Annotated in this window: 23 protein-coding genes and 8 pseudogenes; 18 read left to right on the top strand and 13 right to left on the bottom strand. The window is 60.7% G+C overall.

Annotated elements, in window-relative coordinates; translation table 11 throughout:
• Positions 1–238: 238 nt before the first annotated feature.
• The 5 genes and pseudogenes from ACZ9BX_RS27215 to ACZ9BX_RS27195 all read right to left on the bottom strand — a co-directional run.
• Positions 239–622, bottom strand: a complete 384-nt coding sequence (locus tag ACZ9BX_RS27215; RefSeq protein WP_476221262.1) for a type II toxin-antitoxin system VapC family toxin — start codon at positions 620–622, stop codon at positions 239–241.
• Complete coding sequence (locus ACZ9BX_RS27210) at positions 619–876, bottom strand: type II toxin-antitoxin system Phd/YefM family antitoxin (RefSeq protein ID WP_476221261.1); 258 nt, start codon at positions 874–876, stop codon at positions 619–621. The genes ACZ9BX_RS27215 and ACZ9BX_RS27210 overlap by 4 nt, the downstream gene beginning before the upstream one ends.
• 158 nt (positions 877–1,034) lie before the next feature.
• A pseudogene (locus tag ACZ9BX_RS27205) lies at positions 1,035–1,198 on the bottom strand (transposase); the annotation flags it as partial.
• Between the two features lie 190 nt (positions 1,199–1,388).
• The gene (locus tag ACZ9BX_RS27200; protein ID WP_476221260.1) at positions 1,389–2,348 is read right to left on the bottom strand and encodes a S1C family serine protease; all 960 of its coding nucleotides are present in this window, start codon (positions 2,346–2,348) and stop codon (positions 1,389–1,391) included.
• A 269-nt stretch (positions 2,349–2,617) separates the two neighbouring features.
• A pseudogene (locus tag ACZ9BX_RS27195) lies at positions 2,618–2,809 on the bottom strand (hypothetical protein); the annotation flags it as partial.
• On the opposite strand from ACZ9BX_RS27195, the gene ACZ9BX_RS27190 reads away from it, so the two are divergent.
• The 4 genes and pseudogenes from ACZ9BX_RS27190 to ACZ9BX_RS27175 form a co-directional block, all read left to right on the top strand.
• Positions 2,808–3,251, top strand: a complete 444-nt coding sequence (locus ACZ9BX_RS27190) for a N,N-dimethylformamidase beta subunit family domain-containing protein (RefSeq protein WP_476223059.1) — start codon at positions 2,808–2,810, stop codon at positions 3,249–3,251. The pseudogene ACZ9BX_RS27195 and the gene ACZ9BX_RS27190 sit on opposite strands and share 2 nt — an antisense overlap.
• Positions 3,241–4,262: pseudogene (locus ACZ9BX_RS27185) on the top strand (Ldh family oxidoreductase). The gene ACZ9BX_RS27190 and the pseudogene ACZ9BX_RS27185 overlap by 11 nt, the downstream one beginning before the upstream one ends.
• A 157-nt stretch (positions 4,263–4,419) precedes the next feature.
• Entirely contained in the window at positions 4,420–4,728 is a 309-nt protein-coding gene (locus tag ACZ9BX_RS27180; protein ID WP_476221259.1) for a GNAT family N-acetyltransferase, read from the top strand.
• Positions 4,729–4,830: 102 nt separating this feature from the next.
• Positions 4,831–5,100 (top strand): annotated as a pseudogene (locus ACZ9BX_RS27175) (Fic family protein); the annotation flags it as partial.
• 123 nt (positions 5,101–5,223) lie between these two features.
• On the opposite strand, the pseudogene ACZ9BX_RS27170 reads toward ACZ9BX_RS27175, so the two are convergent.
• Positions 5,224–5,330: pseudogene (locus ACZ9BX_RS27170) on the bottom strand (IS6 family transposase); the annotation flags it as partial.
• 489 nt (positions 5,331–5,819) lie between these two features.
• Between ACZ9BX_RS27170 and ACZ9BX_RS27165 the strand changes: the two are divergent.
• The 14 genes and pseudogenes from ACZ9BX_RS27165 to ACZ9BX_RS27100 all read left to right on the top strand — a co-directional run.
• Positions 5,820–6,803 carry a LysR family transcriptional regulator gene (locus ACZ9BX_RS27165; RefSeq protein WP_476221258.1) on the top strand — a complete coding sequence of 328 codons (984 nt, stop codon included), beginning with the start codon at positions 5,820–5,822 and terminating at the stop codon, positions 6,801–6,803.
• A 138-nt stretch (positions 6,804–6,941) separates the two neighbouring features.
• Complete coding sequence (locus ACZ9BX_RS27160; protein WP_476221257.1) at positions 6,942–8,450, top strand: class I adenylate-forming enzyme family protein; 1,509 nt, start codon at positions 6,942–6,944, stop codon at positions 8,448–8,450.
• 16 nt (positions 8,451–8,466) lie between these two features.
• A complete protein-coding gene (locus ACZ9BX_RS27155; RefSeq protein WP_027512850.1) occupies positions 8,467–9,288 on the top strand; it encodes a creatininase family protein in 822 nt (273 codons plus the stop codon).
• 7 nt (positions 9,289–9,295) lie between these two features.
• Positions 9,296–10,906, top strand: a complete 1,611-nt coding sequence (locus tag ACZ9BX_RS27150; RefSeq protein ID WP_476223058.1) for a CocE/NonD family hydrolase — start codon at positions 9,296–9,298, stop codon at positions 10,904–10,906.
• Positions 10,907–11,935, top strand: a complete 1,029-nt coding sequence (locus tag ACZ9BX_RS27145; RefSeq protein ID WP_476221256.1) for an ABC transporter ATP-binding protein — start codon at positions 10,907–10,909, stop codon at positions 11,933–11,935. It begins immediately after the preceding gene.
• Between the two features lie 33 nt (positions 11,936–11,968).
• Entirely contained in the window at positions 11,969–13,018 is a 1,050-nt protein-coding gene (locus ACZ9BX_RS27140; protein WP_476221254.1) for an ABC transporter substrate-binding protein, read from the top strand.
• Positions 13,015–14,703, top strand: coding sequence for an ABC transporter permease subunit (locus tag ACZ9BX_RS27135; RefSeq protein WP_476221253.1), 1,689 nt, complete (start codon positions 13,015–13,017; stop codon positions 14,701–14,703). Before ACZ9BX_RS27140 ends, ACZ9BX_RS27135 begins: the two co-directional genes overlap by 4 nt.
• A 115-nt stretch (positions 14,704–14,818) precedes the next feature.
• A protein-coding gene (locus ACZ9BX_RS27130) for an IS630 family transposase (RefSeq protein WP_476221252.1) occupies positions 14,819–15,767 on the top strand; the annotation gives its coding sequence in 2 pieces (ribosomal slippage) (positions 14,819–15,154 and positions 15,156–15,767; 948 coding nt in all).
• A 139-nt stretch (positions 15,768–15,906) separates the two neighbouring features.
• Positions 15,907–16,092: pseudogene (locus ACZ9BX_RS27125) on the top strand (hypothetical protein); the annotation flags it as partial.
• 283 nt (positions 16,093–16,375) lie between these two features.
• Positions 16,376–16,885: an N-acetyltransferase family protein gene (locus ACZ9BX_RS27120; RefSeq protein WP_476221251.1), complete on the top strand. Its 510-nt coding sequence runs from the start codon at positions 16,376–16,378 to the stop codon at positions 16,883–16,885.
• 429 nt (positions 16,886–17,314) lie between these two features.
• Positions 17,315–17,605 (top strand): type II toxin-antitoxin system Phd/YefM family antitoxin, encoded by a 291-nt coding sequence (locus tag ACZ9BX_RS27115; protein WP_476221249.1) that lies wholly within the window; start codon positions 17,315–17,317, stop codon positions 17,603–17,605.
• Positions 17,602–17,979, top strand: coding sequence for a type II toxin-antitoxin system VapC family toxin (locus tag ACZ9BX_RS27110; RefSeq protein ID WP_476221248.1), 378 nt, complete (start codon positions 17,602–17,604; stop codon positions 17,977–17,979). Before ACZ9BX_RS27115 ends, ACZ9BX_RS27110 begins: the two co-directional genes overlap by 4 nt.
• Before the next feature lie 8 nt (positions 17,980–17,987).
• Positions 17,988–18,296, top strand: a complete 309-nt coding sequence (locus ACZ9BX_RS27105) for a hypothetical protein (RefSeq protein WP_476221246.1) — start codon at positions 17,988–17,990, stop codon at positions 18,294–18,296.
• Positions 18,293–18,492 (top strand): annotated as a pseudogene (locus ACZ9BX_RS27100) (integrase); the annotation flags it as partial. The gene ACZ9BX_RS27105 and the pseudogene ACZ9BX_RS27100, both read left to right, overlap by 4 nt.
• Here the strand turns inward: ACZ9BX_RS27100 and ACZ9BX_RS27095 are convergent.
• From ACZ9BX_RS27095 to ACZ9BX_RS27065, 7 genes and pseudogenes are all read right to left on the bottom strand, one after another.
• Positions 18,464–18,705, bottom strand: a pseudogene (locus tag ACZ9BX_RS27095) (AbrB/MazE/SpoVT family DNA-binding domain-containing protein). The pseudogenes ACZ9BX_RS27100 and ACZ9BX_RS27095 overlap by 29 nt on opposite strands.
• A 137-nt stretch (positions 18,706–18,842) precedes the next feature.
• Positions 18,843–19,049 (bottom strand): cold-shock protein, encoded by a 207-nt coding sequence (locus ACZ9BX_RS27090; RefSeq protein ID WP_027511051.1) that lies wholly within the window; start codon positions 19,047–19,049, stop codon positions 18,843–18,845.
• Positions 19,050–19,253: 204 nt separating this feature from the next.
• Entirely contained in the window at positions 19,254–20,624 is a 1,371-nt protein-coding gene (melA, locus tag ACZ9BX_RS27085) for an alpha-galactosidase (RefSeq protein ID WP_476221245.1), read from the bottom strand.
• A gap of 22 nt (positions 20,625–20,646) precedes the next feature.
• Positions 20,647–22,314 carry an ABC transporter ATP-binding protein gene (locus ACZ9BX_RS27080; RefSeq protein WP_476221243.1) on the bottom strand — a complete coding sequence of 556 codons (1,668 nt, stop codon included), beginning with the start codon at positions 22,312–22,314 and terminating at the stop codon, positions 20,647–20,649.
• Between the two features lie 10 nt (positions 22,315–22,324).
• Positions 22,325–23,458 (bottom strand): ABC transporter permease, encoded by a 1,134-nt coding sequence (locus ACZ9BX_RS27075; RefSeq protein WP_476221241.1) that lies wholly within the window; start codon positions 23,456–23,458, stop codon positions 22,325–22,327.
• A gap of 1 nt (position 23,459) precedes the next feature.
• A complete protein-coding gene (locus ACZ9BX_RS27070; RefSeq protein ID WP_100771610.1) occupies positions 23,460–24,467 on the bottom strand; it encodes an ABC transporter permease in 1,008 nt (335 codons plus the stop codon).
• A 116-nt stretch (positions 24,468–24,583) separates the two neighbouring features.
• Complete coding sequence (locus ACZ9BX_RS27065) at positions 24,584–26,671, bottom strand: ABC transporter substrate-binding protein (protein WP_476221239.1); 2,088 nt, start codon at positions 26,669–26,671, stop codon at positions 24,584–24,586.
• Between the last annotated feature and the right edge of the window lie 58 nt (positions 26,672–26,729).

Genomic DNA, 26,729 nt, shown 5'->3' with positions numbered 1-26,729 from the left:
GGTAACCTGACCCACGACGAAACGGCCGCAATCGAGGAAGGCTTCGATGATCAACCGGCGTCCGAGCTGGTATTGCTAAAGGGCGAGCAAGTCTTTCTGCTGAAGCGAAGCTCCTCGGAGACTTCTGGCGGATAGCTTGGGTCGTAATGTCCGCGACGATGGTGTGCAAGTGGACTTGCTGCCGTCGTTATCACCCATCCCTCCGGCACCTTGCTTGCTTCTTCTGTCGTTTCTTCCTTCACAGAACTCTTTCAATGTCGGTCTTCGAAAAATCGTCGCCGACATAGAGCAGGCGGCAAGCATGTTCCTTCGCCACCTCATAGGCGAAGCAATCTCCAAAATTCAGCGCTGCCGGATGGACACCCTTTCCCCAGTGTTCGTAAGCGCTTGCTACGCGCCGCGCTGACGCGGGGGTCACATTCACGATTTCGAAGCCAAGCCCGTGAATCATCCGCGCCATTTCCTCACCGACATTTCGCCTGGCGGAAACGATCAAGGCCTCGGCCACCGTACCTGCAGAGATTATAAGATCGTCTTCGGCTTCAAGCGCTCGAACACAGGCATCCGCTTCTAACTCACCGAGCACGATCGCCATCAGCGCCGACGTATCTACGGCGATCATTCTGGAAGTCCATCAGCACCGTAGAGGAAATCCTGGCTGCGCGCAGCATCCGGTCCGGGCGTCACCTTTTCGGCCGCCGCGGACCGCACCGATTCGAGTAGCGCTCGGCGAGATTTCGGGTCCTGCGCGGCCCTGACGGGCACTAGGCGCACGGCCGCGTGACCATGGCGCGTTAAGATGATCTCATCTCCCGCCTCCGCGCGACGAACCAGTTCCGTCAACTGCCCCTTCGCATCTGTCACCGATACCTGCATCGCCCGCCTCCCATTCCGGACCATTAACAGGTCCAACATCGCGGAACTATCTAGACCATTTGCTGGTCCAAATCAACAACAATCGGAGACTGCGCTGGCGCAAAAAATTGTTGCGCTTCAATTCATGGCCCGCCTGGGTAGACGAGCGAGCACAGAGCAAGCTGCGGGACCATATTCTTCAATCCGGCATGACCGTCCGAGACGACGAATTCCAGCCGTGCAGATGGCGCTGCTTCAGCTTGGCCGGGAAGTCCTTCCAACTCGAGTGCCTCTCACGGTTGGCCAGGTCGACCGCCAACATTTGGCGCCGGCCTTCGATATCCTCGACCGCGTCCACCCGGCCGTGTAATCGAGCGATTACTGCTTTCTCCACTGCTCCGGTATCGACAGAGCCGCAACTGCTGCCATGACGATTCATTTCGCCAAGTTGCGGCCGGCCGTGATCAGCCCAGCACGGGAGATCGCGAAGATCGAACTCCGCTTCACTTGGCCAGAACTCGCCGCCTTGCGCGCTATTCATGCCGGCGCTGCGGTCTGACCGTACGGCTTTCTATCCGTCCTGCGACCGAGAAGATCAGGAAATCACTGTCGGTATCGATCCTCTCTCCATCCATCAATCTCACGACGTCATCAATGCCGGAAACCGGAAGGTGGTCGATCGACAGGAGATAGTCGCCCTCTTGCAGCCCCGCCTTCTCGGCGGGGCTTCCCGGTTCCACGCGGCGAAGTCGGACCGCCGTAGTCTGTGCCATGCCCGCTTCCAAGGCTATCCTTCGATGGAGCTCGACGGTGTCCGCGGCAATGCCAATATAGGCTCTGCGAACATGACCGAAACGCAGAAGCTCAGAGACTACATGCTTTGCTGTATTCGACGCCACTGCGAATGCGATGCTTTGCGCGCCCTGGATCACGGCCGTGTTAACGCCGATCACCTCACCCGCAGACGATACCAGAGGGCCGCCGGAATTACCGGGATTGAGCGCCGCGTCAGTTTGGATGATGTCCTCCATCAAACGACCACTGGCAGCGCGCATTGACCGGCCCAGCGCAGATATGATTCCTGCCGTAACCGTCCATTCAAAGCCCAGAGGATTGCCGATTGCTATGGCGATATGACCCCGCTTTAGACTTTTTGAGTCTCCCAATTTCGCCCAGACACCTGACCAGTCGTTCGCGCGGATCAAAGCGAGGTCCGTGTCAGCGTCGCGCCCGAGCACCCTGCCCTCGATGACTGCTCCTTCCGGCGTTGTGATCAGGATGTTCTTGGTGTCACCCACGACATGGTTGTTGGTGACGACAAGACCATCTGGCGAAATTGCAAAGCCTGATCCATGACCTGCACGGTCACCGATTCTTTCGATTCGGCTGACTGCGGGACCGACAAGATCGACTGAGGAAGACACCGATACGGAATAGGCATCCAGCAATCCGGTGTCTGAAGACGGCTGGATGTCGCGATCAATGAAGCCCATGAAAAACTCCTCAGACGCAGGATGCGTCACGTTGAGGACCGGCAGCGGCCGCAAAATAAGCGAGAGGCTGTCAGTTCGACAGGTTTAAATCCGGATTCAGATGATGGTTGTGATGACATTATTCAAGTCACCGGCCCAGCTATCGCCGCGGCTGTCGGCAAGTGCCGACAATGCGCTGCGCAGGGCACCTGCAGGAGCGCAATCCTCCCATTGCGCTGGCCTTGCGAGCGAGTGTGCAATCTCTTCAATGTTACATGCGAGGCGACCTGATTGGGATTGCGGTCAAGAAGAAGACCCTGCAAGCGGCCGCTCCCGCTTGTGAGGGATATGTCTTTGAACAACCGCGATATGAGGCGCGGTTGCAATCCTTGCCTCTCATCGATGAGGAGGAATGACATCCTCTTTATCTCGATCGTGATCACGCCTGCATTGTCATGGCGGCGATAATTCCCGGAATCCATCGCATGGAATCTATTTTCTACCGCCCAGGCGGGTCTGTCGGGAGGCGGGGCAGCCGGCTTCGAGATCGACCAAGCGTGCCCGGATCTGGGAACGCCAGATTTCGTGACCGTTGTCGCTGTCTCCGAAGGGCACGGACCCTCTTTTGAAACCACCTATGAAGAGCTGCTTACACCTGGCGTCTTCGATGGCGGCCCGCGGCCCTATGGCGGCATGCGCTCCAACATCGTCTACGGCCTCGACGCCAATGGTGGAGGCCTGTTCTCAGTCGGCTCAATCACCTTTTGCGGCAGTCTTTCCCACAACAACTATGACAACAACATCTCCCGGCTTCTGGAAAACTGCCTACGAAAATTCCTCTCGGAACCACAACCACAAAGCCGACGACGCTCCATCGGCCCAAATACTATTCCTCCAATTGGTAGCCAGAGCCATGACAAGTGAACACCCGGACGTACGCGTCGAATTCGAAACATTGCAATCGCTGCTCAGGAAGATTTTTCTGAAAAATGGGAGTTCGGAGTTCACCGCCGAAATTCTCGCAGGGAACTGCGCTGGCTGCGAACGGGACGGCGCCATAAGCCATGGTATTTTTCGCATCCCCGGTTACCTGGCATCCCTGAACACCGGCTGGGTCGACGGCAAAGCCGAGCCCGAAATCGCCATCGTCAGCCCCTCCTTCATTCGTATCGATGCCCGAAATGGATTTGCCCTGCCGGCACTCGCCCTCGCGGCTGAGGCGATCGACGAGGCCGTCAACTCTACGGGGATCGCCGTCGTAGCGACGCGCAATTCCCATCACTTCAGTGCTCTCTGGCCCGATGTCGAGCCTTTCGCGCGAGAGGGCATGATGGCCATCACTTCGTGAACGGTCTGGCGAATGTGGTTCCTCACGGAGGCCGAAGCCCGGTCTATGGCACCAACCCGATTGCATTCGCAACGCCAGTTGCCGATGCCGATCCACTTGTGGTGGACCAGGCTACCAGCGTGATGGCCAACGGCGAGGTCAGACTTCATGCGCTTACAAACAAGACCCTGCCGGCGGGTACAGGGATCGATAGCAATGGCAGTCCGTCGACAGACCCTCATGCAATTCTGGCCGGCGGAGCGCTCAACACCTTTGGCAGCTACAAAGGATCTTCCATTGCCCTCATGGTTGAGTTGATGGCAGGCGCTCTGACCGGCGGACAATTGTCGTTCGAGAACGACTTCGGCGAATGTGTCGGCGCCCAGACTCCCAAGGCCGGACAGTTGTTGATTGTCATCGACCCGCAGCGCGGCGGCCACAATGATTTCGCCAAGCGTGTTGGTCTGCTCTGCGATCGTCTTATCGGCGCCGGCCAGGAGCGCTTGCCCGGGGCACGGCGTTACGAGAACCGCCGCAATGCCAATCTCTTCGGCATCCCTCTTTCACAAGACAAGCTCCTCGAACTGAAAACCCTTGCCGCCAACTGAACAGCGCGCACTTCTCCAGAGGCACAGATGAACGACGTAACGCGTGACAAGAACCGGCTGCAGTTTCATCGCTCACTGAGCGCATCGCAGGTCGACCAGTTGGTGGAGCTGTTTCAGGGCGGAATGGTGGACCAAGGGACGGACCAAGACCGATGTCGTGACAGTCCTGGCGTCAGGCGGGCCGGTATTCGCCTTCATTGATCCGGCAAGCGACGAGCTCGTTGCATTCGCACGTGCGATGACGGACGGCGTCTATAAGGCGATGATCTTCGACATCATCGTCAAAAACAGCTGGCGCAATACCGGTTTGGGCGGGTTGCTGATGGAGACGGTGATGAACGATCCCGCACTGGTGAACATCAAGCATCGGGAACTCTACTGCCTCGAAGAAATGGTCCCCTTCTATGAGAAGTGGGGATTTACCGACTCTCTCACCGGACTTCATTTCATGCGGAAATCTGCCTGAGGCAGTGACAGCGGTGAGCGCACGCTCGCCACTGCAGGAAGCCAAGGCGACAATGGATACTCTGTCGACAGACTTCGCCGTAATAGGCTTACGAGCCGTGGGCGCTGCCTCGACGACGACCGAGAACGCATTGTGCGGGAATCGGAACGCACCGGATCGGTCCTCCAAATCCATGACGTCATGCGCACGAGCCCTTACCTGACCGCGACGTCTGCGGTGAAACGAAGCGGTCTCACCATGCCGACTGTGAACGCAGCACTAGACCAATTGCGGAAACTCGGCATCGTTGAGGAAGCGACCGGGCGACGTCGCGGACGGGTGTTCGTTTATCGCGCATATATGGACATTCTCAACGGCGGCACGGGCGGGTAACGTCGCACGTATATATAGCTGGTTCGGTATTGAGTGATTGCGGATACAGTCTTCAGCATGACAAAAGTGCCGAGATCGAAGCCTCTCGGCGCGCCATGCTCGATCGCCTGATGGTGCAAAACCACCTCTCGAATACGAAGCCGGCTTCAGGTCGCGCAGGCTCAGGCCATAAGTCAGATACCAACGCACGCACAGCAAGATCACAGACTCTCGAAATAACGACCTTTAAAACATTGCCAATCTCCGGAACATTACCGGAGGTCAATGCCACGCCGATCCTAATGAATGGGTTTGCAACAGAATCAAATTCTCATCTGCGTTTCGAAAACGGGAGCGAACGCGGCAAGGGTTTCGATCCATCAGGCCCTTACAGCAATTTCTGTCAATCTTCTCCGCAGTCCGTAACCTCTTCATCCCGCCCCGCGCAAACCGATCCGATTCACAAATCCGCACCCATCGTCGCAAGGCCATGGCTGAGTGGAATACGGTAGCGCATCAATTCGCCTGAGAACTGGAGCGGTAGCCTTCCGCGCCTTAACTCAAACAACGTGATACCCCCGTTCGACAGTTAGACGTCGCGCGGATACCAGGCGCATTATTACTCAATAGCTGAAATGTCCGATGAAATCGGGGGGCACACCATCCCGAGCAACGCAAGTTCTTTGGGTGGCACATCGCTTGCATCGCGTCCCGCAATCCACTTGCGAGAGGAACCGGCCGTGTATGCGAATATCAACCCGTCGATCGACGTCCGACTGCTCCACACAACCTATCTCCTGCTCACCGAGAGGAACGTTTCCAAGGTTGCCGTTCTGCTTGGCCTCACCCAGCCGAGTGTCAGCGCATCGTTGAAGAAAGCGCGTGAGGTCTTCGCTGATCCGCTGCTGGTGCGCAGCGGCCAGAAACTCGTTCTGACGGAACGGGGAGAAGAGGTGATGGTTTCGGTCGGCCTCATGCTGGAAGGACTGAAGAACACGCTGAACCGGACCGGCCAGTTCGATCCTGGCACGGTCCAGAGCCGCATGCGCGTCGCCGCCGTGAATTGCTTCGGCGCCTTTCTCATCCCGCCGCTCGCCGCCAGCATCCGCCAGAAGGCACCCGGCATCTCGGTCGATTTCTTCGCTCCTTCCGAAAAAATGGACCTGATCGATGAACTGGGCGCGGGCCGGGTGGACCTTGTGATCGGCAACTGGCCGGCACCGCAGCAAAGCCTAAAATCGACGACACTCCTGCATTGCGACATTGCCTGCGTGGTGCAGAGATCCAATCCTCTCGCCCGGGCCGGCCGGCTGACCCTTCACACCTATCTCGATGCCGATCATGTCTCGCCGACGCCGGGATCGAGCGCCTTCTATAGCCCGATCGACGGCCGGCTGTCGCAACTCGGGATGAAGCGGAGGATCGCTATGTCCGTGCCGGAATATGCCCTTATCCCGGCCATCGTGGCGGAAACCGACCTCGTCTTCACCACCGCCCGGCCCTATGCCGAATACATCATCGAAAACGCGCCAGCCAATCAGCTTCGGCTGATCGAAGCGCCACGGGAATTTGACCAGATGAACCTCTATCTGCTCTGGCATGAGCGCGCCCATGCGAGCGGCGCCAATCAATGGCTGCGCGGCGTAGTCCGCTCCGTCGCCCGCCGTTTCGACCAGACCCTCCACGCCATGCCCGCAAAGGCCGAGCTCCTCGCGGCGTACTGAGCGGGAGATATATAAGCGTGTGTCTATATCTACTATTGACGCTGTAGGCGTTCACCCCGCGATCAATTTTGCCCATGCTTCAGGCAGATCTCTTCAGTGCCGAACAAATGAGCAAAATACGCGAGGAATTCGATGCTAATGCACACCCTGCTTCTGGACGGTGCAAACCGTGATCCGGACCACGCCTGTTTCCACTGGGTGGACCGGGGCAGGAGCCTGACCTATGCCGAAGCGGTCGATACCATGGAGCGTGCCGCCGGGGCCCTTCATCATTTCGGCGTCAAACCGGGCGACCGCGTGACGATCTTTGCCCATAACGGCATGGACTATCTCAACATCATGTTCGGCTGCTGGCGCCTCGGGGCCATCTGCGCCCTCGTAAACGTCAAATTTGCCGACGAACTTGCCTATTATTTCGCCGATCACGAGCCCGCGGTGGTCGTCTATACCCATGACATGAAGGAGCCGATCCACACGGCGGCGGCGGGCGCGCCGAGCGTCAGGGCACTGATCTGCATGGACGGACCGCAGGAAGGCGCCCATTCGCTGCCCGACCTGATGGCCGCGGCGCTCCCCCTCCCCGCCGATCCCAGCAACGAGGATGCGATCGCGCATCTTTCCTACACATCCGGCACCACCGGCAAGCCGAAGGGTGCCTGCCTGAAGCACGAACCGACCGTCCGCGCGACGCGCTGCATTGCCGAGCGGCTGCAGATCACCGCCGCCGACGTCACTTTCGGGCCAAGCGCGCTCTCCAGTTCCTACCAGCTCGTCGGCAACCTGCTGCCGCAGCTTTCCCGCGGCGCGGCCATCAACGTCATGGGCAAGTGGACCCAGACGACCGGCTTCGATGCGCTGGAAGCGCGCGGCGCAACCATGCTGATTGCCAATCCTCCGATCCTCACCGAGGTCCTAAACGAAGCAGCCGTGCGAGGCCGTACGCCATCCAAGCTGCGCATGAGCATGTCCGGCGGCGGACCGGTTCCGCCGACCTTGAAGGCCGGCTGGCATGAAAAGCTGAAGCTGCCGCTCGTTGAAAGCTACGGCCAGTCCGAGCTCGGCGGCTTTGTCGCGCTCGGTTTCCCGAAGCTCGATCCGGCTGATATCGAGACGCGCCGCGCCGGCCAACCGCTTCCCGACAAGGAAGTGCGCATTCTCAATGCGGACGGCACCGAGGTTGCATGCGGCGCGGTCGGCGAGGTCGCGCTCAGGGGCGGCTTCATGTGGGGCTACTGGGGCAAGCCGGAGAAGACGGCCGAGACGCTCAAGGGTGGCTGGCTTTGGACCGGCGACATCGGCTCGATGGACAAGCAAGGCTTCGTCACCATGCTCGGACGCCGTTCCGAACTGATCGAGGTCGGCGGCAAGACCTGGTATCCGCGCGACGTCGAGGAGGCGCTCTCCACGGTGCCGGGCGTGCAGCAAGCGGCCGTCGTCGGTGTTCCCGACAAGGCGATTACCACCCGGCCGGTTGCATTCGTACAGGCCGCAGGTCCTGTGGATGGGGAGGAGATCAAGGCGAAGATCGCCGGTTCGGTGCCGTATGACCTTTCCCTCATGACCGTCATCCCGCTCGCCGAACTTCCCATGACGCCCACCGGCAAGATCGCCAAGGCGGAACTTGCCGCCCGTGCAGCCGCGGCCTGAGAGGGGACCAGAGAACATGACCACGAAACTGAAATCGCACTGGTGGTGGGATCACACGACGAAGGATTTTTCCGAGTTCGACATGGAAGAATTCGTCGCCATCCTGCCGATCGCCGCCGTCGAACAGCATGGTCCCCATCTGCCGGTGCGCGTCGATGCGGCGATCAATGCCGGCACCATCGTCCGCACCGTCGAACTGATGGATGACGATCTGCCCGTCCTCGTGCTGCCGATGATGCCGGTCGGCAAGTCGGTCGAGCACACCGCCTTTCCGGGCACGCTTACCTTCACCTACGAGACATTAGCGAAGATGTGGTTCGAGCTCGGCGAGAGCGTCAACCGCGCCGGCTGCCGCAAGATCATCTTCGTTAATTCCCACGGCGGCCAGCCGCAGGTGATGGAGATCGTCTGCCGGGAACTCCGCGTCAAGCTCGGCATGTTCGCCGTCAGCGCTTGGGCGAGCGCCGGCGCGGATTTCTCCGATCTCTATAGTGCCCACGAACTGAAACACGGCATTCATGGTGGTGAGGCGGAAACCAGCGTCATGCTGCATCTGCATCGCGACCTGATCGACATGCAGTATGCAGACGATTTCGTGCCGGTCTCCGTGGAGCTTGAGAATGCGGGCGGCCTGCTGATGCCGGAAGGACGGATCGGCTACGGATGGCAGACGCAAGACGTGCAACCCTCCGGCGCCTGTGGCAATGCCGCCGCCGCTGACGCCGAACGCGGCCGCGAACACGTGGAGCGCAGCGCCCGCAACCTCTTGAAGCTCATCAACGAGGTTCTCGAATTCCCGCTCGACCGCATCACCGACAAGACGATGTACAGGAGCTGACGACGTGATGCACCACAGGACGCCCCATGACGTGATCGGACCGACAAGGGCCGAACTCGTGTTGCGCGACGGCACCGTCCTGGTGGCGGACATCTATCGGCCACTGAACGAAGACCTCTATCCGGTACTCCTGATGCGCCAGCCCTATGGGCGCGCCATCGCCTCCACCGTGGTTCTGGCGCATCCGTCCTGGTATGCGTCACAAGGCTACGTCGTCGTCGTGCAGGACGTGCGCGGCTGCGGCGAGTCCGGCGGCGATTTCGAGGCCTTCATCCATGAAGCCGAGGATGGCGCCCAGACGCTGGAATGGGCCGCCGACCTGCCGGGCAGCAACGGCAAGCTCGGCCTCTACGGTTTCAGTTACCAGGCGATGACGCAATATCTTGCGCTCGCTGGCAAAGGTAGCCGCCGGCCGGATGCGATCGCTCCGTCCATGGGCTCATGGATGCCGCGCGACGACTGGGCCTATGAAGGCAACGCGTTCCGCTTCGGGGTGAATGTCAGTTGGGCGGCGCAGATGGTCAAGCTTAAGGCTGCCCGCAGCGACGATGCCGCCACCTACGCGGCACTTGGCGCCATGGGCGATGCCGCGCTGCGCGACTACCTCGTGGAAAGGCCCGGCCTTTCGCACCTGTGCAAATGGATCGAGGATGACGCAGCCTATTGGGATGCCGTTTCTCCCGGGACCCTGCTCAAGTACGATCCTCTCGACATTCCGGCCTTTCATACCGGCGGCTGGGCGGACTTCTTGCTGCAGGGCACCTGGGCCGCAGACGCGGCCTTCCGCGCCCAAAACTCCGAAACGTCCCACCTCGTCATCGGGCCGTGGGCGCATGTCCCCTGGAGCCGCATGAGCGGCGGCACCGACATGGGACCGGCCGCGGAGTTTTCGGTCGATCGGGCGCAGGTCGAGTTCTTCGATTTCTACCTCAAGGGCAGAGGCGAGCGGCCCGTGGCCATGCGGCTGTTCGACATGGGCAGCCGGACCTGGCAGAACCTCCCGTCGCTTCCGGATATCTCGGACGAGACATTCTTCCTGTCCTCGTCCGGCCTTGCGGCCGCTACCGTGAGCGATGGCCGTCTCGGCCTCGAACCCTCGGCCGGAGCCGTCGACACCTTCGTCAACGACCCCTTCCGCCCGACGCCGCTGATCGGCGGCCATCTCGGAACGCCGGCCGGGTTTGTCGACCGCAGCGCCTGCGACACCCGCGCCGACGTGGCGGTCTATACCAGCGCGACGTTCGTAGCCAGCAGGACCTTCGTCGGCGAGGCAAAGGTCGAGGTCGATATCCATACGCCATCGTCGGGCTGCGACCTCTGCGCGGCGCTTTCGCTCGTCACGCCGGACGGCGCAGCGAAGGTCGTCTCCACAGGTTATGCCCGGATCGAGAGCGCTCAGCAGGGTTCCGCATCGATTTCGCTGCGGCCAGTATGCCTGACCGTTCCGGCGGGCCATGCGTTGCGGCTTTCGCTGCAGGGAGCCGGCTCGCCGGCCTTCGAAGTCCATCCCGGCAACGGCCCCTTCGCATCCGTGCCGGACATGGCGAAGCGGCCTATCCCGATTTCCATTCACCACGGCGGAACTGCCCGTTCCCGCCTGATCATGCCCAAGGTTTAGATGACGTCGAATAAGCACTACCTCACCCTCGACAACGCGACGGCCATCTACGGCGATTCCGTCGCCGTCAGCAGCCTGACGATCGAGGCCGCCAAGGGCGAACTGCTCTCGCTGCTCGGCCCCTCGGGCTGCGGCAAGACGACGACGCTCCGGATGATCGCGGGCTTCATCCGCCCGAGCAGCGGGCGCATCATCCTCGGCGGCGAGGATATCAGCCGCCGTCCCGTGCATACCCGCAATATCGGTGTGGTCTTCCAGTCCTACGCGCTCTTTCCGCACCTGACGTCTCTCGACAATGTCGGCTTTGGCCTGCGCATGCGCCATGCCGGCAAGGCGGAATGCCGCGAGAAGGCCGCCGCCGCACTCGATACGGTCGGCCTGAGCGCCTATTACGACCGCTATCCCGGCCAGCTTTCGGGCGGCCAGCAGCAGCGCGTGGCGCTGGCCCGCGCGCTGGTGATCGAGCCGGACGTGCTTCTGCTCGACGAGCCACTCTCCAATCTCGACGCACACCTGCGCGCCGACATGCGCAGCGAAATTCGCTCGCTGCAGCAGCGGCTCGGCATCACCACCGTCTTCGTGACACATGACCAGCAGGAAGCGCTCGCCATGTCCGACCGCGTCGCGGTCATGAGCAAGGGGCTGCTAATGGAGATCGGATCGCCCGTCAGCCTCTGCGACCGGCCGAAATCCGCCTTCACCGCCTCCTTCCTCGGCGCCCGCACGGTGATCGAGGGCCGCACAGAAGCCGGGCGCTTCGCCGCGCCGGGACTGACCTGCGACGGTGCGCCGGAAGGCGCGACGCGTCTTGTGCTGCGCGCCTCCCGCCTCAGACTTTCCGACGAACCGGGGCCGCTTCACGTCTCCGGCACGCTCGTCAACGCGGCCTTCCTCGGGGACACCTACGAAGCCGACATTCAATCCGCGTGCGGCACGATCCGCCTCATCGTGCCTTCGGATATGCCGCCGCCGCCCGTCGGGACGTCGTGCAGCATCCAGACACAGCCGGGTGGCGCCACATTCATCTAACCAGGGCATCTAAACGAACAAGGGGAACCTCAGATGACTATTTCGCGTCGTAAATTCAACAAACTGATCGTCGGTGCTGGCCTTGCCGCACCGTTCCACATCATCCGCCCCGCCGCCGCACAGGAGCCCAAGAAGGGCGACGAGCTGGTCGTCGGCATCTGGGGCGGCGCGCAGGAGCGCATCGTCAAGGCATATGTCGAAAAACCGCTGGTGGAGAAATACGGCTGCAAGATCAGCTACGTTCTCGGCGGCACCGGCGACCGCCGTGCCCGCGCCTATGCCGAGCGCGGCCGCCCAAGCTTCGACGTTCTCTACCTGAATATCTTCGAAAGCCGCCAGGCGGTGAAGGATGGCGTGACCCAGGAGCCGACCGCGGCGGTCAAGAATTTCGAGGCGCTTTATCCGAGCGCGCGAAAGGGCGGCTATGGCGTCGCCTTCAACCCCTGCACCATCGTCTACGACAAGACCAAGGCCTCCAAGCCCATCACCTCGTGGAAGGACATGTGGAACCCGGAATGGAAGGGCCGCATCGCCTGGCCGGACGGCCTCGGCGCCGAAGGCATCTCGGCCCTGATGATGACCGCCCGCGCCTTCGGCGGCACCGAGAAGGACTTCGACATGGTCGTCGACAAGGTGAAGCAGTTGAAGCCCTTCGCCGCCATCCAGGCGAGCCAGGCGCAGCTCTTCGAAATGTTCGACCAGAAGCTCGCCGACCTTTCCGTCGAGTTCGGCAGCTTCACTCAGTCCTACGTGGAAAGCCGCAACCCGAACATCGCGATCGCCGCTCCGTCCGAAGGCCAGGCGCTTTCGATGAACGTCGCTTGCATCACCGTCGGCACGAAGAACCAGAAGCTTGCCGAGGAATGGATCAACCTGCACCTTTCCGAGCCCTGCATGCTCGCCTATGCCCGCGAGATCTACTATTCGCCGACGGTCAACAACATCACCCTTCCGGACGACCTGAAGAAGAAGCTCGTCGTCGGTGAAAGCCGGGTCAGCCAGCTCGTCGATTTCGACTGGGATTACATCAACGCCAACCGCGCAAAATGGCAGGCCCGCTACGACCGGGAGATCGCCGGATGAACCGTTGGATAGGACCGGCGCTCGCCGCGCCGGTCACCCTGTGGCTGCTGCTTTCCTTCGCGGCGCCGATGTTCGTGGTGCTCGTGCTTTCCCTGCACGAGTATCCCGACCCCTTCGGCCCAATCTTCATCCCGCCGTCGCTGACGCAATATATCGACATAGCATCCGACGGTTTCTATTACGGCGTCGTCTCGGAGACCGTGCTTCTCGGGCTCGGCGTGACCGTGCTGACCGCGCTGCTCGGTTATCCGCTGGCCCATTGGCTGGCGCGCATGCCGGTGAAGTATCGCGCCGTCGCGTTCTCGGTGATCCTCATCCCGCTGCTCACCAACGTGGTCGTACGGTCGCTCGGCATCATCCTGCTGCTAGCGCCGGAGGGCCTGATCAACTCTGTGACCGGCCTCGTCGGCATCCCGGCGGCAAGGAACATGCTGTTCACCCATGGCGCGGTCGCCGTGGCGCTGGCGCAGGTCTTCCTGCCGTTCATGGTGCTAGCGCTCTACGACAACCTGCAGAACACCTCACCGCGCGTCCATGAGGCTGCGGAAAGCCTCGGTGCCTCTCCTGCCGTGCGTTTCCTGACCGTCGACCTGCCGCTTTCGCTCCCCGGCCTGCGTTCGGGCGCGGTCATCGTCTTCCTCATGGCCTCGACGGCCTACGTCTCGGCAACCCTGCTCGGCGGCAAGAAGGTCTGGACGACCGGGATGCTCGTGCTGCAGGAGGCGATCAAGAACCTCAATGCGCCGCTCGCCTCCGCGCTGGCCATCATCATGACGGCGACGGGCCTGGTCTTTGCGGCGCTGTGCATGCTCGCGCTCAACCGCATGATGCCCTGGCTGAAAAGCAGGCCGAGCCAGCCGATCAGCATTCCGCGCTGGATCGTGCCGGTGATCGATATCCTCGGTCCGGCCGTCTCCAAGCTGCTGCTCGCCGCCGCCCTGCTGCTTCTGCTCCTGCCGCTCGTGCTCGTCTGCATCCAGAGCTTCAACGACGTGCCGCAGGCGACTGCTGCCGGCTTCCGGGGCTTCACGCTCAAATGGTATCAGCAGGTCTTCTTCGCCGGTACCTATGCGGACGCTTTCTGGGTCTCAGTACAACTCGCCCTGACCTCGATGCTCGTCGCGATCGCCCTGGCCTTGCCGGCGGCCTTTGCGCTCGGCCGGTTTCCGTTCAAGGGCAGGTCGGCGCTGCTCGCGTTCTGGCTGCTTCCGATGTCGCTGCCGCATGTGGCGATCGGCGTCGGCATGCTGCGGCTGCTGCAGCTCTATCTCGTCATCCCACCGTTCCTGGGCCTGGTCGCGATCCACGTGATCGTCATCCTGCCCTTTGCCATCACGCTGCTGACGACCTCCGTCATGGCCCTCGACCGAGCACAGGAGGAAGCGGCGGCAAGCCTCGGCGCAAGCCCCGTGACACGTTTCTTCGTGGTGATCATGCCGGGCCTCGCGCCGGGTCTGTTCGCGGCGGGCATCGTCGGCTTCCTGCTGAGCTTCGGCGAGGTGACGGTGACGAGCTTCCTGACGACCGCCCGCCTCACCACGCTGCCGGTCAGGATCTATGCAGAATCGACCTTCAGCCTGGAGCCGACCGCCCATGCGATTTCTGCGGTGTTGATCCTATTTACGGTAATCGCGCTGACCGTGGTGGGCAAGGTTGTGCGTCTCGATCGCCTCTATGCCAGATAGGACTGCCCGAATAAAAAGATGCTAGAGCGATTCATTGCTTTTCGGAATCGGGGCGGGATTCCCAAATCAGCAGAATTGTGATTCATCATGGATGCTGGAATGGAGGCCAGCATCCATGACGCGACCCTATTCGAATGATCTTCGTGAACGCGTAGTGGCAGCAGTTGCGGCCGGTCAGAGCTGCCGAGTGGTGGCGGAGCGGTTCGACATTGCCGTCTCCTCTGTGGTGAAGTGGTCGCAGCGCCATCGGGCAACCGGCAGCGTCTCGCCCGGCAAGATGGGCGGCCATCGCCGGCGGGTGCTGGAGCCGCATCGTGCCTTCATTATCGAGCGTATCGATCAGACCTCGCATCTGACGCTGCATCGGCTGAAGGATGAGCTGGCCGCCCGCGGTGTGACCGTCTCCCACAATGCCATCTGGCAGTTCATGCGCCGTGAAGGCCTGAGCTTCAAAAAAAACGCTGTTCGCCCTTGAGCAGGGCCGTGCCGACATTGCCCGGCGCAGAGCCCGCTGGAAAGCTTGGCAAGGCCGCTTCGATCCGAAGCGGCTCGTCTTTATCGACGAAACTTGGATCCGCACCAACATGGCGCCGTTACGCGGCTGGGGGCCGAGGGGCAAGAGGCTGCGCGGCTTTGCCCCGCATGGACGCTGGCGCACGCTCACCTTCCTCGGCGCCTTTCGCTGCGACCGGCTGACTGCGCCCTGCGTCTTCGATGGCCCAATCAATGGCGAGTGCTTCGACGCTTATGTTCGCCAACAGTTGATCCCGACCCTCAAGCCTGGCGACATCGTTATCCTCGACAATCTCGGCTCCCACAAAGCCAAGGCCGTCCGCCATGCCATCAGGGCGGCCGGCGCCAGACTATGGTTCCTGTCGAAATATTCCCCCGACATCAATCCGATCGAGCAGGCCTTCGCCAAGATTAAGCACTGGATGCGTCAGGCCCAAAAGCAAACCGTCGAGGACATCTGGCGCCATCTCGGATACCTCGCCGGCACCATCGAGCCAGACGAATGCGCAAACTATTTCACAAACGCAGGATACGCTTCCGTCAAAACATGAAAGGCTCTAAGGTGATCCCCGGGGACCGGTGCAGCAACGGTTTACCCGATCGTTAATGGACTGCGCCCTTTAGGTTGGACACTGATCAGGCTGCGGTTCTACCCATCTGCCGGATATGAAGAGCGACGGACCAGTTTGCGGACCTCATAATGTCCGCGACGTGTTGGCCACGCACATTCTGAAACTGACCGGCTCCTACGAACAGGCAAGTTATGCGATCCAGGATACGCCGGAGATGATCCAGCAGCATTACGGTCGCTTCCTGCCGCAGGACAAGGCAGCTCTGGCGGCGCGGATTCTCAATCAGGTCTGGGAAGCGGCATAGGCTATCAGCATCGGTCCGCGATCGGCTCTCGTTCGATCGCCCTGTCGCCCCCAGCTCCGGATTGCAAATGACGAGATGCCTTGAGTTTGTTGAGCTTGGGATTGCTCTCGACCGCGATTTCAGCTCAGGACTTCGCTGGCTGCCTGGAATTTCAAGGGTGATCACCAAAGCCCAGGGTGCTGGCGATCTACCGGCGTATCGGCGGTGCGGCAGTGGAAAGGGCTGCTTGTGCTCGGTTGATCTCGCCGATACGCTGTCAGTCCAAGATAAGGTAGCCAAGGACATGCACATTCGAAGGGCCGTCTCCGCCGACGCGGAGGAGCTGAGTACTCTCCTCAACGAGATCATCCGGGCCGGCGGCACAACCGCGCTCGAGACACCACTTTCGGCTGCCGAGTTCGCGGACTGGTTCATCGATGGCGCGTTTCCTCTCGTCTGCCATGTTGCCGAGCACGATCACGCACTTGTCGGCTTTCAGTCCCTGAGCTCGTACGGCGATCCGCCGAAAGGATATGCGGACATCGCTACCTTTGCCCGTATGAGCCCGCGGACACGCGGCGTCGGCAGTGCCCTCTTTCCCGCAACCCGGGGCGCAGCGGAAGAGCTCGGGCTGGAATTCATCAATGCGACCATTCGTGCCGACAACGTCAGCGGTCTGGCCTACTACGCGAAGATGGGCTTTGAGATCTATGATAGGCTGGCCCAGGTTCCACTTCAGGATGGGACGCCCGTCGACAGAATCAAGAAGCGTTTTGCAATCGACGCCACGCGGCACACGACGTCCCGCGGCTGAAATTCTGGACGGCGTTACTCTAGCGCCTGGCACCCAAGGATCCGGACCGTTCAAGGCTTTCCCGTCGTCCTGCTGCCCCGGGGTCCAATAGGCCGATGCCGCCGGCCTCACGCGCAGCAGCTTTGACGCGCAGCGGCGGAGCCGATTTTCAGCCCGGCGTTCCATGAAATCGTGCGCTGAACTCGACTATGTCGACCGATGCCCCGCACGCTCGAAAAGTCACTCGGAATTTTGGGCCTTCGACGTAACGATGTAGTTTCCGTAAGAGAAGTAAATTTGACACTAACTTCCGTCGTAGGTGTTGATTTTGATCAGCATCCCTAATCATCGATAGGTAATGCTTATCGATAGTGAAGTGTACAAGGCAGGTGTACAGATGCGGGAGCCATGCTATAGTGCTTCGCGCGCCAGAAACGACCGGAGGTCGCAATGCCCCAGACCATTTATAAGATCAGCGAAGCCCGCAAGAATTTTGCCGAGGTGCTCGAGCGCGCCAATCAGGGTGAAGAAATCATCATCATGCGCGGCAATGAGATCTATGCCCGCATCGGTCCGGTTGATGGCGGCAAACGCCCGTTCGGCCTGCTGCGCCACCGGGGCCTGCCCGACGACCTGTTCGACGACGCCGAACCCGAACAGACAGCGATCGATGCCGGCGACTGGAACGACGATGTCGGCATATTCCGGGGCAAGCCCGAAGAGAGCAACCAGCCGACATGAAGATGCTCCTCGACAGCCACGCGGTCTATTGGTGGACAATCGGCAGCGACCGCCTCTCTACACGAGCACGGTCGCTGATCGAGGACAAGGCCAACACCATTCTTGTCAGCGCCGTGTCCTTCTACGAGCTCGACAACAAGATGCGCCTGAAAAAGCTTGATCTCAAACCACAGGAGCTGCGTTCCGCGGTCATGGGAAGCGGCTTGCAGTCCCTTGCCATCACCGACCTGCATGCCGAACTGGCAGCAAGCTTCGACTGGGATCATCGCGATCCGTGGGACCGTATTCTCGCCGCGCAGACGCGGCTTGAACATTGCACGCTTGTGTCCATCGACGGCGCCTTCGATGCGGTGCTGCACGAACGAGTCTGGTAGGCAAGCTGATGCAAATCTTCGTCGACATTGAGGAAGCGGCGGAACCGTTCGATGAACTCATGGATCTGGCGTCGAAGCACGATGAGGTGTACGTGTGCCGCGGCGAGCGTCCAATCGCTCGGCTCGCCGCTCTCTCAGAGAGGAATGTTTGCTCACCCGAAGACCTTGCCGTGATGCATTCCAGCGAAAAGGCTGAGGATTGCACCAATACAATCGATGGTGTGTGGACGCGTGCTGCGGAAGGCAAGCTGAAGCAGGCACTGCATACGGCCTCGGCGCATGATGATCTTTACGACGAAGACGGGCTTCCGCGATGACCGCCACGCCCTCGCCATCGGTTCTCAGCCGCGCCGCCGCACTCAACACGATCGCCGCGGTGCGGCCGATCGACCGGCGCGAGAAACTCGCCGAGCTCTCTTGACCGACCAGGACGTCGGGACGCTTCGCCATCTCATCAACACCGGCGACAACACGCTGCGGGCGCTCACCTCCCACCTCGCGTACCTGGAGGCCGGGCCATGATGGCGCCGGTGCTGAGCCTCTTACCCCATGGCCGCGCAACTTCGCAAACCGGCTTACAGGCAGCTTCTTGTCCGCCCGCACCACGACAATGCTGCCGTCGGCGGCACGGCGGAAATCAACTTTGCTTCCGGGAACGATTCCCAACAGATCGCGGACGGGCGTCGGAATGGTCACTTGCCCCTTTGCCGCGACTGTTGTCGTCATTTGCGTTCCTCGGCAATACCTGGCATCCTGAAGGTACGCACGACGCCGAAGCCAACAAGGCGTGGATGCCCGAGACATTGGCAACGGAAAAGGCCGGGAAAACCCGGCCTTTCCAGCTGTCGCATCGAAAATCAGGCTCAGGCCTGCAGATTGTCCGCCGACATCTTGCCGGACTTGCGATCCTTCACCAGCTCATAGGTAATCTTCTGGCCGTCGTTGAGGCCACGCATGCCAGCCCGCTCGACCGCGGAAATGTGGACGAAGACGTCAGCGCTTCCGTCGTCCGGCTGGATGAAACCAAAGCCCTTCGTTGCATTGAACCATTTTACCGTACCGGTCGCCATAGCGTCTTCCTTTGATCATTTAACCCTGCCGCACTTTCGTCCGGCAAATCGCGTTTTGCGCCGACATAAATAGACGTTTCTGAATATAAGGCAAAGGCAAAATCCAGCTGGCGGCGACCTACTTTCATTGCCCAGTCAGGGCGTGAAGGGCCCGTGACCGCCATTCGCAGCGGTGAGCCCTGCGCCACCGCTGCTTTTGCAGCGTTAAGCTGCCTGTACCTTCCTGCCCGTGCGCGCCCAAGCCGGCAGCCAGTCGCCATGGGCCGCCAGAAGGTCGTCAACGAGCGACCAGATCTGGTCGAGGTCGAGCTCGGCCGCCGTGTGCGGGTCCATCATCGCGGCGTGATAGATGTGCTCGCGGTTCTCCGTCATCAGCGCCTGGACGGTCAGTTCTTGAACATTGACGTTGGTGCGGATCAGCGCCGTCAGCTGCGGCGGCAGGTCGCCGATGAAGGTCGGCTGGATGCCTGAGGCGTCGACCAGGCAGGGCACTTCGGCGGCACAATTTGCAGGCAGCGAGGTGATGCAGCCGTTGTTGCGGACGTTGCCGTAGATGACCGACGGCTCGCCGGTCCAGACCGAGTTGATGATGGACGAGGCATATTCCTTCGATTGCGCGACCTCGATTTTCTCAGCCGATCGGTAGGCTTCCGCCTGGCCCTTCCAGCGTTCGATCTGCTCGATGCAGCGCTTCGGATATTCGTCGAGCGGAATGCCGAACTTCTCAATCAGGTCCTCACGGCCCTCCTTGATGAAGTAGGGCGTGTATTCGGCAAAGTGCTCCGAACTTTCGGTGACGAAATAGCCGAGGCGCGTCAGCATCTCGTAGCGCACCTTGTTCGGGCAGCGCGGGTTCCAGCCAGGCTTCGGGGCCCGGCCTTCACGATAGGCGCGAACAAGATCGGGATAGAGGTTCTTGTAGGATCCGTCCGGCTGGCGGTGCTCGAACGTCAGATAAAAGGCCATGTGGTTGATGCCGGCCGAGCGGTAGCGGATTTCCTCGTAGGGAATGTCGAGGTCGTGTGCCAGTTCCATCGCCGTGCCCTGCACCGAGTGGCAGAGGCCGACCTGCTTGATCGCCGGATACTTTTCCGCAATCGCCCAGGTGTTGATGGCCATGGGATTTACATATTGCAGCATGATCGCATCCGGGCAGACGGCGAGCATGTCCTCGCAGATCTTCCAGAGATGCGGCACGGTTCTGAGGCCCCGCATGATGCCGCCGACGCCGAGCGTGTCGGCAATGGTCTGGCGCAGACCGTATTTCTTAGGCACTTCGAAATCGGTGACGGTGCAGGGCTCATAGCCGCCGATCTGGAAGGCGACGACGACGAAGTCGGCGCCCGACAGCGCCTTGCGCTGGTCGGAATAGGTCTCGGCCTTGGCTTTGACACCGAGCGTCGAAATCAGCTTGTTGACGACGATGGCGCTTTCTTCGAGCCGCTGCGGATTGATGTCCATCAGCGCGATCGTAGCACCCGACAGCGCCGGGCGCTGCAAAACGTCGCCGACGATGTTTTTCATAAAGACGGTGGAGCCTGCTCCAATAAACGTGATCTTGGGATTTCGTGCCATTATAACCTCCGGCATTCGGCAATCATGCTACCTCGAAAGCGGCTTTCACCAGCCGTTCCGTGTAGGCGGTCTTGGGGTTGGATAAAACGTCGTTGACAGGCCCCTCTTCCACGATGCGGCCGTGCTGCATGACGATCACACGGTGGCACAGCGCCCGCACGACCTTGAGATCGTGCGAGATGAAGAGGTAGCTCAAGCCCCGCTCGTCCTGCAATCTGCGAAGGAGCTCAATGATCTGCGCCTGGACGGAAAGATCGAGCGCCGAGGTCGGTTCGTCGAGCAGGATGAATTCGGGTTCAAGCGCGATCGCGCGGGCAATGGCGATGCGCTGGCGCTGGCCGCCGGAGAATTCATGCGGGAAGCGCGAGAGAATGTGACCCGGCATGCCGGCCGCAATCAGCGCCTCACGCACCCGGTCCATGCGCTCGGACTTGGTCGCGCCGAGCTTGTTGACGACCAGTCCCTCCTCTATGATCTGACCGATCGTCATGCGCGGATTGAGCGACGAGAACGGATCCTGGAACACGACCTGCATGCGCGAGCGCAGCGGCCGCATTTCGGCGCGGGAGCGGCCGTGGATGGGCTGGTGATCGAAGTTAATTTCGCCGCCGTCCGGGTCGTTCAGCCGGACCAGCGCCTGACCGAAGGTGGTTTTGCCGGAACCGGATTCGCCGACGAGACCAAGCGTCTCATGACGACGAAGCGTGAGACTCAGACTGTCGACAGCGACGAGCTCCCGCATTTCCGGCCTGAAGAAGGTGCCGTGGCGCAGCATGAAGGAAACGCGCACGCCCTTGGCATCAAGAATGATCTCGGAATTTTCCGGCAATGGGTTTGCCTGGCCGCGCGGCTCGGAGCCAAGCAGATGTTTCGTGTAAGGATGCTGAGGATTGGCAAAAAGCCGCTCGGTCGTGTTGTGCTCGCGCATCTCGCCATCCTGCATCACATAGACATAGTCCGAAAACTGCCGAACGACCGTGAGATCGTGGGTAATCAGGATCACCGCCATCCGCAGTTCCTTCTGCAGGTTGCGGATAAGGTTCAGGATCTGTGCCTGCACGGTGACGTCAAGCGCCGTCGTCGGCTCGTCAGCGATCAGGACGTCCGGATCGTTGGCGAGCGCCATGGCGATCATCACGCGCTGGCGCTGGCCGCCCGAGAGCTGATGCGGATATTGTTTCAGCCGCGCTTCGGGATCTGGAATCTGCACGTGCTTCAGAAGCTCCAGCGCACGTGCCTCGGCCTGCCTGCGGCCGATCTTCTTATGCACCCGGATCGCTTCGACGATCTGGCTGCCGATCGTGTAGATCGGGTTTAGCGAGCTCATCGGCTCCTGGAAAATCATCGAGATGCGGTTGCCGCGCAGCTTGCGCCGTGCGCGTTCGGAGAATTTCAGGATATTGGCACCGTCATAGTCGATGGTCGATTTCGGCGAGACGGCAGCGCGTTTTGAAAGGAGCCCCATCACGGTGCGCGCGGTTACCGATTTGCCGGATCCGGATTCGCCGACGATCGCGATCGTCTCGCCGCGATAGAGCTGAAACGAGATATCCTTAACCGCCTCGACCAGCCCATCTTCGACCTTGAAGTTCACAGCGATATTGCGCGCGTCGATGATCGGGCTTTCCTTGCGGCCATCGTGGTCGTGACGGATGGCCGGCGCGAAAGAACTGACAAGAGAAAGGGCCATCTTCATCACCTTAATAAGGATCGACTGCGTCGCGCAGGCCGTCGCCCAGCGCATTGAAGGCAAAGACGGTCACAAGCACGAAGCCGACGGGGGCGAGGATCCAGGGATAGGTGCCGATAACGGAATAGTTCGCCGTATCCTGCAGCATCAGGCCCCAGGAGATCAGTGGCGGCTTTACGGCAAAGCCTAAGAACCCGAGGAAGGATTCAAGCAGCACGACGCTTGGAATGTGCAGGGTCACCGATACGATCACGTGGCTCATCACATTCGGGAAAATGTGCTGGAAGATGATACGCCGGTCGGTCGCGCCGACAGCCATCGCCGCCCGCACATAATCGATGCGCGCCAGAGCCAGCGTCTTGCCGCGAACTTCGCGCGACATCTGCGCCCAGCCGAGTGCCGACATGACGATGATGACGAAGGCAAGGAAGACGTTCGTCGGAGCCGTGACAGGGATCAGCGACGTCAGCGCCAGATAGAGCGGCAATTGCGGGAAGGCGAGCACCAGCTCAACGAACCGCTGGACCCAGACATCGAAGGTACCGCCGAAGTAGCCGGAGACCATGCCGACCGTGGTACCCACAATCGTGACGATGAAGACGACGGTCAGTGCGATCACCAGCGAAATGCGCGAGCCAATGATCGCGCGCGAAAGCACATCACGTCCAAATTTGTCGGTACCTAGAAAATGCACCGGCTGGCCATCTGTCGAACCGAAGAAATGCCGGTTGGCCGGAATGAGGCCGAAAAGCTTGTAGTCCGCCCCCTTCACGAAGAAGGCGAGGTAGCGCGGATTGTCGTAATCAGGACCAACGATCGGCTGGAACGTGACGGGGTCGAGCTCTTCTGAATCGGCGAGTGCATAGACGCGCGGCTGGAAGACGAAATTGCCGTCCTTGTCGTGGAAGCTCATGACCTGCGGTGGCGCAAAACCGACATCGGTTGCCTTCGGGTCCATCGGCGCGAAGAAATCCGCAAAGACGGCCATGATGATCAGCAGACCGACGAGGATGAGGCCCATCATGCCCGTCCAGGAGCGCTTCAGGCGGCGCCAGACGAGCGCGATATAGCTTTCGTTGCCATGCGGCGGCTTCTTGACGGTTTCTTCATGTGGCGGCGGAAGGGAGGAATCGAAGGCGAACATATCAGGCTCCTCCATACTGGCGGACGCGCGGGTCCAGCATGGCAAGCAGCATATCGGCAATGATATTGCCGACGATCAGCGTCGCCGACAGCACCAACATGAAGGTCGCGGTGACGTAGACGTCACCGATGGCCATCGAGCCGACAATGGCGGGGCCCACCGTCGGCAGGGCGAAAATGATCGCCGTCTCGATTTCTCCGGTTAGCATGTAGGGAAGCACCACGCCCTGATACATGACCAGCGGATGCAGCGCGTTGGGCACAGCATGGCGCATGACGACCGCGCTCCCGGTCAAGCCTTTCGCCTTGGCAGTCTCGACATATTGCGCGTTGAGCGTGTCGAGGAGATTGCCGCGCATGACGCGCATATTGTAGGCAAGACCCCCGAACGTCGCGATCGCCACGACCGGCCAGACATGGCTGACGAGGTCGACGAACTTCGCCCACGACCATGGCGCGCCGCCATACTGCGGCGAGAAGAAGCTGCCGATCTCAGAAATGTTGAATTGGAACACCAGCAGGTAGACGATGATCAGCGCCATCAGAAAGCGCGGCACCGTCATGCCTAGAAAGGAAATGCCGGAAAGAAGGCTGTCGATCCAGGTATACTGGCGTGTTGCCGCCCAGATGCCGAAGCCGATGCCGAGCACGGAAGCGAAGAGATGGCAGACGAGGGCCAGGAGCAGCGTGCGCGGCAGGCGCTCGCCGACGACGTCGGCAACTGGCTTGTTGTAGTACATGCTGTAGCCGAAATCACCGCGGGTGACGATGCCACCGATCCAGTTGAAGTACTGGATGACCATCGGTTGATCGAGGCCATGCTCGACGCGGTAGGCCTGCGCCTGCGCTTCCGCCTGCGCGAAGGACGCGCCACTCTGGTTGATCAGCTGGGAGCGAATGTAATCGGCGTAATCGCCGGGCGGCGCCTGGATGATTGCAAATGTCACCACGCTCAGGATGAAAAGCACGGGGACCGCAGAGGCTGTGCGCATGAGCAGGAATCGTAACATCGGACGGTTCGCTTCTCCTTGCCGCCAGTCGCTCTTCGTCAGCGCGGCCGGCTTGTTGGTTATGTCCGGCCGCGCACCACGCGCGGCCGGATGCTCACTTCATTTGGGAGGGAGCTCTAGTTCAACGGACCCTTCTCTCCCGGCTTGCCGGGAAGTTGCTCGGGGAAAAGTTCATATTTCTGCTGCTTGTCGGCAGCCACCCACAGACGCTCGCGGATGACCGAATCTTCAGCCCAGTTGAACATGAAGATCGGCGTGCCCTGCGGGATGTTCGAGAAGCGCTTGTTGATGATGAGTGCCCCTGGATACTCCGTGAGGCCGACAGTATTTACGTGCTCCGTCGAGATCTTCTGATACTCTTTCATCAGGCTGACACGCTCGTCGTTGTTCTGGCTTGTCCTGAATTTGTTGACGATATCGACAAGCTCCTTTTCAAAGGGCATCAGATCAAGCTGGTCGTCCTTGCCGGCACGGTGGTGCCAACTGGTACGCGGGCCGACAGGCGCGAGCTGCTCGGTGTTTTGCACGACCGAAGCCAGTTCCGTGGTGTTGCGCTGGATCAGCCAGTCGAAGCGGCCGGCATAGTGTGCATCATCGCGCTTCGGTCCGTCGAGTGCGTTGATGATGATCTTGAGGCCAAGCTTCTCCATCTGGCCGACGACGCCTTCGGCAAGACTCTTGTCGGTGGCATAGCCGTTGTTGACGAGCAGCACGATCTCGACGTTCTTTCCGCCCGCCGCTCCGGCCGGGAAATTCACGAAGCCGTCGCCATCGGTGTCTTTCAGGCCCGCCTTTGCAAGCCCGGCCTTCGCGCCTTCAAGGTCGTATGGATAAGAGACGGTCGATTGCCGGTCATAGAAACTCGTACCGGACGACAAGCCGCCGGGGTAAATGGCCGTGAACGGCCCCTTAACGAGCGAGTCGCCGATGGCTTTGCGATCGAACGCCATGGTGACAGCCTTGCGGAAATCCTCGTTGCGGTTCAGCTCGCGGATCGCCTGGCCGCGCCCGTCCGGATCGCCCCAGCCGTTGGCCGAGAAGTTCATGCGCAGGTTATAGCCGATCAGGCGGGGACCGAAGGCGAGACGGGCAGGTGCCGTCTTTTCGGCGGCGCGCTTCAAGGAAGCGACGAAATTCTCCGGCTGCTCGAGGTTCGAGAAGTCGCCCGATCCGGCAACCGCCTGAACGTCACGGTCTGCCCAAGTCGAAAGCTTGTAATGCAGCTCGTTGAGGTAGGGCAGCTGATTGCCCTTCTCGTCGACCTTCCAATAGTATGGATTCCGGCGCATGACGATGATGTCGTCCGGCCGGTATTCGACCGGCACCCAAGCCCCCATCACCGGCATGTTCATATATTCCGGCGGGAAGGCATTCTTGAACTGGTCGTAAGTGTTCTTTGAATATTTCGGATGCTGCGGCTTGAGGATATGCGATGGACCCGGGCAGAAATTGGGATAGGCCATCGTGTAGAGATACTGTTTTGGGAAGGCCTCCTTGAACGTCCATTCGACAGTATGGTCATCGATCTTCTTCAGCGTCGTGCCCGTACCAAAGGCTTCGGGCGACGCGCCGCCGCCAAGCGGCGAGACGTTCGGGTCGATGACCTCGTCTTCCCAGTAGAACATGATATCGTCGGCACCGAAGGGGGCGCCGTCCGACCATTTCGCACCTTCGATCAGGTGCATGGTGAGCTTATGGCCGTCCTCGGACCATTCCCAGCTCTTGGCAAGGTTCGGAAGCGGTTCGGTATCCTTGGCCTCCACCTGGAAGAGCGGTGCGGTGCGCGTCAGGCATTCCGAAAGGCCGATATCGATGCCGCCCCAGCCCTGCGTCTGCCCGGCGCCATAATTCCAGCCTTCAGGGCGCCCGCCGATGACATGGCGCATTGTATCGCCGTAAGCGCCGATGCCGTCCGGCATGTTCTCGGTCTTGAAAACCAGCGGCTCCTTCGGAAGCCGGTCCTTGACCGGCGGCAGCTTGCCGGTATCTACGAAATTCGTCTTGACCCAATCCGGCTCATTATATTCCGGCAGCGCCTTGAACTCCAAAATGGAGTCGCGGGCCACGTACTTGATCTTGCCTTCAGCCGGAAACGGCGCCGGCTCCGGCGGAATGGTCGGTTCGGATGCGTATGCATTCAAGGCTGCGGCCGAGACGCTCAGCGCCAGCCCGGCAAGAATGCCAATTTTGCGAAAATTTCTCATCGTCTCTCCCTCTTGTTCGGAGCGCTTGGGCGCTCCCGTTCTCCTCTAACGGCATGAA

It is taken from the genome of Rhizobium sp. USDA 3886 (assembly GCF_056279785.1).
This window is presented reverse-complemented; position numbering and strand designations above follow the sequence as displayed.

What these genes read in the sequence shown, in the direction of transcription:
- ACZ9BX_RS27215 (WP_476221262.1), bottom strand. Translation starts at nt 622, where the DNA reads ATGATCGCCGTAGATACGTCGGCGCTGATGGCGATCGTGCTCGGTGAG.
- ACZ9BX_RS27210 (WP_476221261.1), bottom strand. Translation starts at nt 876, where the DNA reads ATGCAGGTATCGGTGACAGATGCGAAGGGGCAGTTGACGGAACTGGTT.
- ACZ9BX_RS27200 (WP_476221260.1), bottom strand. Translation starts at nt 2,348, where the DNA reads ATGGGCTTCATTGATCGCGACATCCAGCCGTCTTCAGACACCGGATTG.
- ACZ9BX_RS27160 (WP_476221257.1), top strand. Translation starts at nt 6,942, where the DNA reads ATGCACACCCTGCTTCTGGACGGTGCAAACCGTGATCCGGACCACGCC.
- ACZ9BX_RS27155 (WP_027512850.1), top strand. Translation starts at nt 8,467, where the DNA reads ATGACCACGAAACTGAAATCGCACTGGTGGTGGGATCACACGACGAAG.
- ACZ9BX_RS27150 (WP_476223058.1), top strand. Translation starts at nt 9,296, where the DNA reads ATGCACCACAGGACGCCCCATGACGTGATCGGACCGACAAGGGCCGAA.
- ACZ9BX_RS27145 (WP_476221256.1), top strand. Translation starts at nt 10,907, where the DNA reads ATGACGTCGAATAAGCACTACCTCACCCTCGACAACGCGACGGCCATC.
- ACZ9BX_RS27140 (WP_476221254.1), top strand. Translation starts at nt 11,969, where the DNA reads ATGACTATTTCGCGTCGTAAATTCAACAAACTGATCGTCGGTGCTGGC.
- ACZ9BX_RS27135 (WP_476221253.1), top strand. Translation starts at nt 13,015, where the DNA reads ATGAACCGTTGGATAGGACCGGCGCTCGCCGCGCCGGTCACCCTGTGG.
- ACZ9BX_RS27120 (WP_476221251.1), top strand. Translation starts at nt 16,376, where the DNA reads ATGCACATTCGAAGGGCCGTCTCCGCCGACGCGGAGGAGCTGAGTACT.
- ACZ9BX_RS27115 (WP_476221249.1), top strand. Translation starts at nt 17,315, where the DNA reads ATGCCCCAGACCATTTATAAGATCAGCGAAGCCCGCAAGAATTTTGCC.
- ACZ9BX_RS27110 (WP_476221248.1), top strand. Translation starts at nt 17,602, where the DNA reads ATGAAGATGCTCCTCGACAGCCACGCGGTCTATTGGTGGACAATCGGC.
- ACZ9BX_RS27105 (WP_476221246.1), top strand. Translation starts at nt 17,988, where the DNA reads ATGCAAATCTTCGTCGACATTGAGGAAGCGGCGGAACCGTTCGATGAA.
- ACZ9BX_RS27090 (WP_027511051.1), bottom strand. Translation starts at nt 19,049, where the DNA reads ATGGCGACCGGTACGGTAAAATGGTTCAATGCAACGAAGGGCTTTGGT.
- melA (WP_476221245.1), bottom strand. Translation starts at nt 20,624, where the DNA reads ATGGCACGAAATCCCAAGATCACGTTTATTGGAGCAGGCTCCACCGTC.
- ACZ9BX_RS27080 (WP_476221243.1), bottom strand. Translation starts at nt 22,314, where the DNA reads ATGGCCCTTTCTCTTGTCAGTTCTTTCGCGCCGGCCATCCGTCACGAC.
- ACZ9BX_RS27075 (WP_476221241.1), bottom strand. Translation starts at nt 23,458, where the DNA reads ATGTTCGCCTTCGATTCCTCCCTTCCGCCGCCACATGAAGAAACCGTC.
- ACZ9BX_RS27070 (WP_100771610.1), bottom strand. Translation starts at nt 24,467, where the DNA reads ATGTTACGATTCCTGCTCATGCGCACAGCCTCTGCGGTCCCCGTGCTT.
- ACZ9BX_RS27065 (WP_476221239.1), bottom strand. Translation starts at nt 26,671, where the DNA reads ATGAGAAATTTTCGCAAAATTGGCATTCTTGCCGGGCTGGCGCTGAGC.